The organism is Bacteroides sp. 41_26, assembly GCF_949740115.1.
Taxonomy (GTDB): domain Bacteria; phylum Bacteroidota; class Bacteroidia; order Bacteroidales; family Bacteroidaceae; genus Bacteroides; species Bacteroides nordii.
This window is the reverse complement of the sequence record NZ_CATJGZ010000052.1, coordinates 43,914-55,908: the sequence shown is the minus strand read 5'-3', so window position 1 is coordinate 55,908 and position 11,995 is coordinate 43,914. Positions and strand designations below refer to the sequence as shown.

At 37.4% G+C, this 11,995-nt stretch carries 6 protein-coding genes; 5 read left to right on the top strand and 1 reads right to left on the bottom strand.

Annotated elements, in window-relative coordinates; genetic code table 11:
- Window positions 1–142 precede the first annotated feature (142 nt).
- Window positions 143–658 carry an outer membrane protein gene (locus QX565_RS03660; protein ID WP_002561137.1) on the bottom strand — a complete coding sequence of 172 codons (516 nt, stop codon included), beginning with the start codon at window positions 656–658 and terminating at the stop codon, window positions 143–145.
- An 894-nt stretch (window positions 659–1,552) separates the two neighbouring features.
- On the opposite strand from QX565_RS03660, the gene QX565_RS03655 reads away from it, so the two are divergent.
- From QX565_RS03655 to QX565_RS03635, 5 genes are all read left to right on the top strand, one after another.
- Window positions 1,553–2,530: a T9SS type A sorting domain-containing protein gene (locus QX565_RS03655; protein ID WP_289291320.1), complete on the top strand. Its 978-nt coding sequence runs from the start codon at window positions 1,553–1,555 to the stop codon at window positions 2,528–2,530.
- A 20-nt stretch (window positions 2,531–2,550) separates the two neighbouring features.
- Complete coding sequence (locus tag QX565_RS03650) at window positions 2,551–5,160, top strand: LamG-like jellyroll fold domain-containing protein (protein ID WP_289291318.1); 2,610 nt, start codon at window positions 2,551–2,553, stop codon at window positions 5,158–5,160.
- Between the two features lie 24 nt (window positions 5,161–5,184).
- A complete protein-coding gene (locus tag QX565_RS03645) occupies window positions 5,185–8,385 on the top strand; it encodes a SusC/RagA family TonB-linked outer membrane protein (RefSeq protein ID WP_221650465.1) in 3,201 nt (1,066 codons plus the stop codon).
- Window positions 8,386–8,394: 9 nt separating this feature from the next.
- Window positions 8,395–10,101, top strand: coding sequence for a RagB/SusD family nutrient uptake outer membrane protein (locus QX565_RS03640; protein WP_221650464.1), 1,707 nt, complete (start codon window positions 8,395–8,397; stop codon window positions 10,099–10,101).
- 304 nt (window positions 10,102–10,405) lie between these two features.
- Window positions 10,406–11,986 carry a sulfatase family protein gene (locus QX565_RS03635; protein ID WP_289291314.1) on the top strand — a complete coding sequence of 527 codons (1,581 nt, stop codon included), beginning with the start codon at window positions 10,406–10,408 and terminating at the stop codon, window positions 11,984–11,986.
- Window positions 11,987–11,995: the final 9 nt, after the last annotated feature.

Below are 11,995 nucleotides of genomic sequence, written 5' to 3'. Positions count from 1 at the left end.
GAATGCTAAAAGGATGCCCCCCTTTTCCCTTATGCATTTTTCCATAGGAGCTTTACCACAAAAAAGAGGCTGTCTCCCGTAAGGAAATAGCCTCATAGTTATAAGTATAGAAAGCGATTGGTGTAGCTTTAGTTATCAGTATTTAGAATTTATATCCGTATCCCAACATGATAACGACATTGTCATCGTGGGCAAACATGAACTTCGCTTCTGCATTTAAGTAACTGTGTTCAGACAATGGCAGCGTTATACCACCACCAAGATTGAAGGCAAATTTACTTGTATTGTCTCTGCCTACTTTTACATGCTGCCCATCAATTTCAGTATCTTGTTTCCCATAAAAATTGTTTTGCATACCAAACCCGGCAAGGGGATAAACAGAAAATCCCTGCCCGTCTTTACTGAAATTAAAGACATAATGAAAATTGATATTTACATCTAATCCCGTAACTTTATCTTTAGGAAAGAAAAATGTAAGATCCGGGGCTATCCGAAGATTTTTTGCTATTACATAACGTCCTTGTACTCCCAATCCAAACCTTTCATAATTGGTCTGATAACCTACATTCCCAAGAAGAGAACCTTCACCTTTTAATGTTTGGGCATTTAATCCAGTAGCTGCTATCGCTATCATAAATGCTAAAAATAATTTTTTCATAATTGAAGCGTTTAGTTAATACTATTTTTTTGATTGAAAACTTTTGCTTTCTCTGTTCAACCAACAATCCCTGATCGATTATTGTTTTCGGACAAAGGAGTAAATCTTGGTCATATTTATTTTATTAACAGAGTATGATAATGATTTATGTTTTGCCTATAAAATAATGATTAATTTATAATTTTAGAATATGAGTAGTTTGTAGTATGTAATGTTTTTGTGAAAAATGAAAATAGAAAATCTGTTAACATTGTTAATGGGAAATTTAAATATACAACCTTAGCAATGTAAAACTACTATCTTTTAGGATACAAAGTAGCGTTACTTTGTATCCTAAAAGATAGTAATTAATACACTATTAAATACGTACTTTTTCATTCTAAATTATGTATTGTTTATAGTGTTGATTATAAGCAGTAAAGCTACTTCTCTTAAAGGATTTCCAGATAAAATAGCTTTCATTGGGAAAAAACAGAATATAGTATAGTTGTTGAAAAAACAACTATTAGAGGGTTATTCGGTAAATTAATCCTTCTGCCCAGCATTCTTCATTACTTTCTGTTGTATTCGATTGCCTCATTATACTGTTTGCTGTCATGATATAATCATTCCGGAAGGCTTTGATTATTCAACATAAGTACATTAGGGGCAGGAGATTTAAGGATACGTATTTGTGGTATCTCCACTATTTCTTATTTTCACTTCCAGGAATATCTAAAACTTGCTATTAATGGGTAATTTAGATGTTTTTGGAAGTATAAAAAGTTGTTTTTGAACATTGATTTGTGATTCAAGTCATATGTTTGCAAAGACAAAAGTCGTTATGTATTTGATTAGTGAAAATCAGTAAAGAACGATTGGAGTCAAATTATTAACTTTTAATTTTCTATTATTATGAGAAGAAATGTACTCCTTTCAGCAGTCGCACTGATGATGGCTGCTAATGTTTTCGCACAAGAAGATGTAACTCCTGCATCATTTAAGTTTAAAGATCTTCCGGTAGGACCCGTCCAGATGTATTGGGGAACCGGGGCTAATCCCAGTGTTGCAGAATTGAATGTAGCAGGTTCTATTGTTGCAGGTGTGGCTCCTGCGAACATTACAACTGAAGAAGCCATATCTTCTGGTCTCTCCATTGTTGATAGTGAGTTTGGACATCTTTTATTATTAAAAGGGAAGGATGCCCCTGCGTCTGTAGCAGGCCCGGCTTCTACGGGAAATTTATCTATGGGTTGGTTTAACTTGGCGTTTGTTGGACCGGCAAGTGCTGAGGGAGGAAACAATTATCGTGTTACTTTTCAGATGAAATTAGCTTCCAGTCTGGCGGTAGGTGCTAAAAAAATAAATTTAGAGTTAGTTTCCGGTGGTGGTAATAATAAACTGCTTGGATCAAAAAATGAAGTATTGTATACTGGAGATACCGGTTGGTGGCAATTCCAGGTTGGTGCAGTCACTGGTACTACAGATCCTTTCCGTGCTCGTGTTGGCTTTGATGGGCAAATGATGGGAGAGTCCGCTTTGTATCTTTATGAAATTACTTTTATAAAAAATCCGGAAGGAGACTTTGTAAATACAGAAGGTACTCCAAATTCAGATGACTCTATGCATGGTATGGACAAACCGAATGGGGCAGAAGGTGGTGGTTCTGTAGGTATTGGCTCAATGGAAGATACAAATGCTCCGTTTGTTGCCTGGGATCGTCATTCAATCTATGTAAATAATGCAAACAACGGTGAAGAGGTTCATATCTATAATTTGGTTGGACAGTTAGTTTATAGTGCTGAAGCAACACCCGGATTTATGGAAATTCCAATGACTTCAGGAGCTTATATTGTAAAAGTAGGTACTAAATCAACCAAAGTAGTATTGTAATCAGTTGAATATTATTTCAGGTGACAAAGAAAAAGGGTGCCGGTATAGTTCCGGCCTCTTTTAATTTCTATTTCTTTAAATTTAATATAACTATGGGACAGGTAGGGAAGATATTTTCATTGGTTGTGGGCTGTTGCTTCTGTTTCTCTTGGGTACAGGCACAAGTCGTTAATTATGCTTTAAGACTTTCTGGAAGTGATTATGTTACTTGTGGACAAGTATCTGAAGTGGATGGAAAAAATGAATATGCCGTTCAGTTTCTGATGTCTCCACAGGAGTGGAGTACGGGTGCTTATATTTTTAAGCGGGGTTCTGGGACCAGTGAATTTTCAGTTAGATTATCCTCTGTTCAGGGAAATATCATTTTCAAAGTAGCAGATCAGGAAATTACGGTTACAGGAATTTCTGTTAATGGATGGACACAGGTTTCGTTCGGAGTATTTGCAAACGGAGCAGATACTTGGGTGAATGGAGTGAAGACGTGGAATGCCAATAATAAACTACAAATGCCTTCATCTAATGAAAATCTGGTATTAGGTCAAGGTTTTAAAGGGCGTTTGGATGAATTTCGTTTGTGGAATACTGCAATGCCGAGTGATAGTAAGGAACTTTTGATGTTTCAGAATACGGTTAATAAATTTCATCCGCAGTGGGAACACCTTGTTTTGTATTACAAGTTTGACCAGGAGCAGTGTCCGGATATTGTGGATTACAAATTTACACATCATGGTACTTTAAATGGTATTGCTCAACGTGAAAAAGTGACAGATAACGATTATTTCCGTTATCGTGTTGTGAGTGGATATTCTGATTTTAATCGTCATTCCGACCGTTTACAGATCGATCAGGATATGCATTTATTGACAAATGATCTGATTTTTTTGAATGCTTCGGTGAATGGAAAAACCGGTGAAGTGACGATGACAGCTTTAGACGATGCTACTGTGACAGGAGGAGCTACCTATCTGGCTATGGATGGAGAACGTTCGGGCGTTTTAGTTTTAGATGGCACCGGCGAAGTGAATTTAGGTAAAGCGCTTCGTGAAGGGGCACCAGCAAGTGCAGCGGCAACTATTGAAGGCTGGTTTAATGTGAAAGAATGGGCAGAGAATGCTGTTCTATTTGAGCAAAAAGAGAGTGATGCTAATTTATTTGGTATATATCTGGGAAAAGAGGAAAACAAACAGTTGATTATTAAAGCAGATGGATGGCAGATGGAATGTAATGACATCTTCAATGTAGGTCAATGGCAACATATTGCTGTGACAATGGATCCCAATTCATCCCGTAATCCGATTCGTCTTTATGTTAATAATCAAAATGCTAAAGGAACCATTACAAAGCCTTCTGATGGTACGATGTATACTCTTAAGGATATAGATGCTGATGCTATAGCAGGTTCTGGTTTTATAGGGAAAATGGATGATTTGATGGTTTGGAGAAATGCGCGTACTTCTTTTGCTTCAGATATGGATGGAACATTATCTGCTGCAAAATTTCCGGGTGGTGGAAGTGATGCGATATACTTTGATGGTTATTGGAGATTTGACCGGGAAAATAATATTGGATATAATTCCAGAGGTTGGAAAGCGATGATCGAACAGACCCGGAATTTATATGAAGGTTACAGAGGATTTAAAATAAGAATAGGCCTGATCAGTTCGGATAGTGACGCGAGTGGAAATAAAAACTGGCCTAACTATATAGGTAATGAATTCTGGCGTACTAATATAGCTAAAGGAATTGAGGCGTTACTTCCTTATTGCGATGGTGTGGATATTGATTTGGAGTGGTTGGATAATAATCCGAATAATTCTAAATGGGCATCTTATGGAGCAATGGTAAAAGCTATACGTGCAGTAATGCCGGATAATAAAATTTTTAGTGTAAGTTTGCATCCGGTTTCATACACAATGCCTTTGGATGCTATTGAAGCAGTTGACTTTGTTACTTTCCAGAATTATGGACCACGAAAGAGCAGTTTGGTATGGGATGCTTATTCTTCTTTTTATACTACTGCTGTGAATTATGGTTATCCTGCAGAAAAGATTCGTCTTTCTATGGCAACAACGGCTGTTATGAGTGATAACTCTGCAAAAAATGTAAAAGGATATAAAGACTTGGATTTTTCTACAGTGACACCGGAATCGAATACAGGCACTATCAGTGGTGTGAGTTATACATTTAATGGAGTGAAGGAAGTACAAAAGAAAATGCAGTTATTGGTTGATAATAATACTGGTGGGTGTATGTATTTTGATATGGGAAATGATTTGAGTGTACAGAATGAGTTGAGTCTGGTGCGTGCTTTGAGTATGGCTATTCATTCCAATGTAGATACATTAGTAACAAAGGTGGATAAAGGCCCTGTAGGCATAATAAAAGAAAAATATTCCCAATCAGCTCAGATCAATGTATATCCCAATCCTTCTGATGGTAATTTTCAGGTAGACGTACCTTTTGAAGGTAAAGTTGTGTGTGATCTGTTTTCTATATCCGGTAATAAGGTATATAGTACAGTAGGTGAAAAACAAATTCGATTTTCATTAGATTCCCTTTGGGAGGGATTATACGTACTGAAAGTAAGTTCTTCTACGGGTGGAGCTACAGCGAAAGTACAGATAAAATAACAGTGAAACTTAATATAATAACGTATGAAAAACAAATGGCAATTTAGTTTATTGGCTTTTGCTCTGTTTATGATTATTCCTTTTCTATCGTTACATGCTGCTGTTGACGATGTACAGCAGTCTAAGGTAGTGAAAGGACAGATCACAGACGAGTCAAATGAGGGAGTTATTGGTGCAAATGTTTTGGTAAAAGGGACTACAAATGGAGTCATTACAGATATTGACGGTAATTATTCAATCTCTGTATCTGGCAGTAATGCTGTTTTGGTAATTTCATTTATCGGATATAAAACCCAGGAAATAAAAGTTGGTAATCAAACAACTATTAATATCAAATTGGTTGAGGATTCAGAAGTATTAGATGAAGTAGTAGTTGTAGGATACGGAACAGTTCGTAAGGGAGATGTTACCGGTGCTATCTCTTCTTTGAAACCTGATCAGAATGAAGCAGCAAAAGTTGTTTCTATCGATAATCTGTTACAAGGTAAAATAGCTGGTGTAAATGTAGGAGCCACTGTAGCTACTCCAGGTGCAGCTTCTTCGGTGACAATTCGTGGTGCCAACTCTCTGCGTGGTGATAATCAGCCTTTGTATGTAATTGACAACATACCGCAGGCTTCAACCGGTGAGTTTGCTGCCAGTGCATTTGGTGATGGTGATTTTCAGACAGCTCAAAATCCATTGACCAGTTTGAATCCACAGGATATTGAAGATATCCAGATTCTGAAAGATGCATCGGCTACGGCTATTTATGGTTCGCGCGGTGCTAATGGAGTTATCCTTATCACGACGAAGAAAGGAAAGAGCGGGAAACCAAAAGTAAGTTTAAGTGCCAACTTTACAATAGCGAATGCTACGAAACTGAAGGATATGTTGAATCTGGAAGAGTATGGACGTTTTCGTAACGAGCAACTGGGAGAAAAGGCTGCACAATTCTTTTTTGAAAACAATGAAGTGCGTTATATTTATTCCGGTGGAGAGTATGATCCTGAAAATCCGGAATCTTACAATGTATTAACTTATCATAATTGGCAAAAAGAGATCTATCAGAGTGCTTTTTCTCAGAATTATTCAGCCACTATTAATGGTGGTAACGATAAAACTACTTATTATGTTTCTGCTTCTTTTAAAGATATCAATGGTATTGTTTATAATACAGGTTTAAAACAGGGTGACCTGCGTACAAATCTTTCGATGGATTTGTCTAAGAGCGTGAAACTTAATTTGGCACTGAATGGCTCTATCAAACAGAATGATATGATGTCGGGAGGAGATACCAGAGGGGGAGCAACCGGATCTGTTACTCGTACAGCTCTTGACTCGGCACCTTATGTGGCTCCATCGGGTGAGCAAAATCTGTCGGCAGAACAAAAAACAACTGTATGGAGCTGGATTAATGATTATGATGATATTACGACAGAGAAAACATTCAGAGCTTCGGCAGATCTGACATGGAATATCGGTGCAGGTTTTTCATATAATGCACGTGTAGGAGGTGATATCTTTACACAAAATCGCGGACGCTGGTTTGGACTCCAATTATTTAAAGGAGAAAATGATAATGGTTCTCTTGGTCTGACAAATTTGGAAAAGAACCATTATACGGTTGAGAATATTGTAAATTACAATACGAAGATTAAAAACATTGTTGATATTGCAGCCACTGTAGGTGTCACTTATGATGACTATGGATATTTGAACAAAGTTACTTCGGCTCGTAATTTTGAAAATCATTCGTTCCGTACCAAAGGGTTACATATGGCAGGTACCATTAATGAAGAGCAACCCATTCAGAAAGACTATCAGTTGCTCTCTTATCTGGGACGCTTAAATTTATCTTTTATTGAAGGACGTTATTTGCTGACGGCTACATTCCGTGCGGATGGTACAAGTAAGTTTGTGAAATCCAACCGCTGGGCATACTTCCCTTCCGCAGCTTTGGCATGGCGTATGGAACAAGAGGACTTTATCAGAGAAAATACTCCTTGGATTGATCAGTTGAAATTTCGTTTAGGATATGGACAGACAGGAAATCAGTCTATAGATCCATACAATAGTTTTTATAATTATAAAAAGACAATTGATTATGCAGATGCTAACGGTAATAAAGAGTTGGCTTTGGCTGTAAGTAATTTGCAGAATCCTGAATTGAAATGGGAATCGACAACTTCCTATAATATTGGTCTTGATTTTGCTATATTCAATAATCGCCTGTCCGGTACATTAGACTGGTATTATAAACGTACAGATGACTTACTCATCGATCGTTCTGTTTCTTTCACTACAGGTTTTGCGAATATCCTGATGAATCAAGGTTCTTTGTCAAATAGGGGGTTTGAAATTTCTTTGGATGCAGATGTTATCCGTTCTAAAGATTTCACTTGGAATGTATCGGGTAATATCGGTTTTAACAGTTCTAAGATCAGAAAATTAGGATTACCTCTTGCTTTTTATGGCAATAATCAATATTCAGCTTATTTAGGGAACTCAATAGGTGACCATTTTGGTGTTGCAAATATCTTTATTGAAGGAAAAGCTCCGGGTTTGTTTTGGGGATATAAAACAGATGGTATAATTCAGGAGGGAGATGATGTTCCTCAGAAAAGTGAAAACAAGAATACGATTGCAGGTAGTACGGACCCGGGTAATATTAAATTTGTCGATAGTAACGGTGATGGTATGATTACTGAAGATGATAAAGTAATTCTGGGAGATCCGAATCCGGATTTTACATATGGTTTCCAAACCAGATTGACTTATAAAGACATTTCTTTATCAGCTTCCTTTAATGGAGTTTACGGAAATGATTTATTAAATAGTAATCTGCGCTATGAAGCTATGCCTGCCAAGAATTCATCTAATAATATTCGTAAAGAGGTTTATGCTAATATATGGAGGGCTGATAATCCTACAAACCTTTATCCGGGAGTAAATAGTACAAATCCGTCTTCAGCTGTACTTGACAGATATATTGAAGATGGTAGCTTCCTGAGATGTTCGGATATAACATTGGGATATACTATGCCGAAAAGTATTGTCAGTAAAATAGGTTTCGAGAATATAAATATTTTTGCTTCTGTAAAAAATGCATTCATTATTACCAATTATTCTGGATATGATCCGGAGGTGAATACTTTTGCATTCGATGGTTTAAAAAGAGGCGTTGATATGAACTCATTTCCTCAGTCACGTTCTTATATCTTTGGTTTAAGTGTAACATTCTAATCAGGTATTATGAAAAAATTAAAATTAATATATTTCTTATTAGCTATTTGTACTTTTTCTTCCTGCCTGGATGAAGATCCGCAATATGCTTTGAATAGTGAATCTGTGTTTTTGGATGAGAATACAGCTCAGTTGGCATTGCTTTCCTGTTATGGACAGTTGACTACTTATGATGGTTTTGGGCAGGCTGCTCAGGAATTACTGGTGGGAGCATCCGGTTTGGGATGGGCACAGACAAATGCCAGTGATCAGGACCGTTACGTATCTCTGAACGTATCTTCTGGTTGTGTGATAACCAAGATGTTTTGGAGAAGTTTATATAAAACGGTCTCAGAGACAACATTTTTTATAGAGAATATGAAAGAGAGCCCATTGGACGAGGACTTTAAAAACGGATTAGTAGCACAAGCTAAATTTCTGAGGGGATTCTCATATTACCATCTGTTGACTACTTTTGGTGGAGTACCTTTGCGTAATACAATTCCATCTCTCAAGTCGCTTTCTATTCCGAGAGCTACTGAAGAAGAGATTGCAGCACAGATTGAAAGTGATTGGAAAGATGCTATTGGTGGATTGACTGAAACCGCAGATGCCGGAAAAGCTTCGGGACTTGCAGCGCATGCTTATTTGGCTAAACTATATTGGTATTTGGCATGCCAGGGAAAACAAGCTTCGGGTAGCAAGACTTATTGGGAGTTAGCTTTGGAACAATGTGAATTTGTATATGGAAAATTTCAATTGGAACCAAACTATTCAAACTTGTTTGTACAACATTCAAACTCGAAAGAATCTATATTCCAACTCAATTTTTCAACAGAATCTTCTACTACCGGTAATCGTGGAAGTTGGATATTTGCTCCTCAAAACTCTACAGCCGGTATATCATGGGGACGTATTCGTATTTCAAAAGCTTTTCATGACTATCTGAAAGGTACCTATCCGGACGATCCGAGATATGGTGCAACTGTTCTTTCAACATGGGTAAATAAGAGTAATGGTGAAAATCAGTTTGCTTATCCGAAATTGAGTTACAAAGAGGGTCGGGTTACTCATAATGTAGAAATAAATTATAGTATATGTAACGATCCTACCAATCCTACAGTTGAAGAGTTAGAGGCGGTTGATGATAAGTTGGTGAAACGTTTTGTACAGCCTACCGGAGAACATTACGGATGGTCTTATTATAAGAAAGCGATGGACTTGAATTCTACTGCTCAAAATTCGCATATGAATCTTATTGTATATCGTTATGCTGATTTCTTATTGATGATGGCGGATGTGCTGAATGAATCTGGTGAAACAGGAAAGGCTATTAGTCTGGTGAAAGAAGTATTACAGAGAGCGCGGCAGTCAGGTACGCCGAATGCTGTTTACCCTAAGGACTGGGAAACTAATCTTACTAAAGATCAGGTGAGAGATAAAATATTCTGGGAACGTTTGGTTGAATTGGCTGGTGAACAAACGATGTATTGTGATGCACGCAGACGAGGAACTGAATATTTGAAGAAGGTTTTGGAAATTCAGAATAATCATCATATTACAAGAGCTATTGTTGAGAACAAGGAATTAGGTGAACATCGATTTAAAGAACGTCTGTTTAATAATGGAGATTTAACGGAAAATTTCTTGAAGAAAAATTTGCGGTTACCTATACCACAGGAAGAATTGAATACTAACGAGTCAATATCTGCCAGCGATCAAAATTACGGATACTAATTTTATTATTCTGTTGATTTGTAATGAAGCAGCAGAAACATCCGAAAGAGTTTTGTTTTCTGCAACAGGGGTAGTAGCATGGTTTGCTACTACTCTATTTAAGAGCTATCGTTTATTGTTTTTGTTCTTTCTTTCAAATAAAATTCAAAAAAAGACATATTTGGGACATTTTTGGAATATATAAAATTATTTTCGAACATTGGATTAGTACCTGCTGTCGTAAATTTGTATTTAAAAGAAACATAGAACTACTAAATAATAAAGGGTAGAGAAATTATTGTATTTATATTAATCTTGTTTTACCATGAACCGACCAGACTTAAAAATAGTTTATCCCTTTGCCGGATTGGCAACATTGGCTGTCGTAACTTCTTGTCAACAACAAAAAAAGGAAGAAGCAAAACCATATAATATTGTATATATTATGACGGACGACCATACGGCTCAAATGATGAGTTGTTATGATACCCGTTATATGGAAACTCCTAATCTGGATCGTATAGCCAATGATGGTGTACGCTTTACCAATAGTTTTGTTGCTAATTCGCTGAGTGGTCCAAGCCGTGCCTGTATGATTACCGGTAAGCATAGTTGTGCCAATAAATTCTATGATAACACGACTTGTGTTTTTGATAGTGCACAACAAACTTTTCCGAAGTTGTTACAGAAGGCTGGTTATCAGACTGCTTTGGTAGGGAAGTGGCATTTAGAGAGTCTGCCTACAGGGTTCAACTACTGGGAGATAGTGCCAGGCCAGGGCGATTATTATAATCCGGATTTTATTACTCAGGATAATGATACGATTCAGAAACAAGGTTACGTCACAAATATTATCACAGATGATGCTATTGACTGGATGGAGAACAAACGGGATAAGGATAAACCTTTCTGTCTGTTGATTCACCATAAGGCTATTCATCGTAATTGGATGGCAGATACCTGTAATCTGGCACTGTATGAAGATAAGACATTTTCTCTTCCCGGAAACTTCTTTGATGATTATGAAGGCCGTCCGGCTGCTGCTGCACAGGAAATGAGTATTGTGAAGGATATGGATATGATCTATGACCTGAAAATGCTTCGCCCGAATAAGAATTCACGTTTGAAATCTTTGTATGAGAAATTCCTCGGACGTATGAATACGGAGCAGCGGGCTGCCTGGGATAAGTTTTATGGTCCGGTGATTGATGATTTTTATAAGCAGAACCTAAAAGGAAAAGAACTGGCCAACTGGAAGTTTCAACGGTATATGCGCGACTACATGAAGACAGTGAAATCTCTGGATGATAATGTAGGGCGTGTACTCGACTATCTGAAAGAAAAGGGAATGCTGGACAATACGTTGGTGGTTTATACTTCCGATCAGGGATTTTATATGGGCGAACATGGCTGGTTTGACAAACGCTTTATGTATGAGGAATCTATGCGTACTCCGCTTATAATGCGTTTACCTAAAGGATTCGACCGGAAAGGTGATATAACGGAAATGGTACAGAATATCGATTATGCACCTACTTTTCTTGAGTTGGCAGGTGCTCCTGTTCCTGATGATATCCAGGGAGTATCTCTATTGCCTTTGCTGAGAGGAGAGCATCCCAAAGATTGGAGAAAAGCGTTGTATTATCACTTTTATGAATATCCTGCCGAACACATGGTAAAACGCCATTACGGTGTTCGCACGGAACGATATAAGTTGATTCACTTTTATAATGATATAAACTGGTGGGAGTTGTATGATCTTCAGAAAGATCCTGCTGAGATGCATAACTTATATGGAAAAGCAGAGTATGAACCTGTAGTGGGAGAACTTAAAGAAGAAATGCTGAAGTTGCAGGAGCAATACAACGATCCGGTTCGTTTTTCACCGGAAAGAGATAAAGAGTAAAAAAAAGGA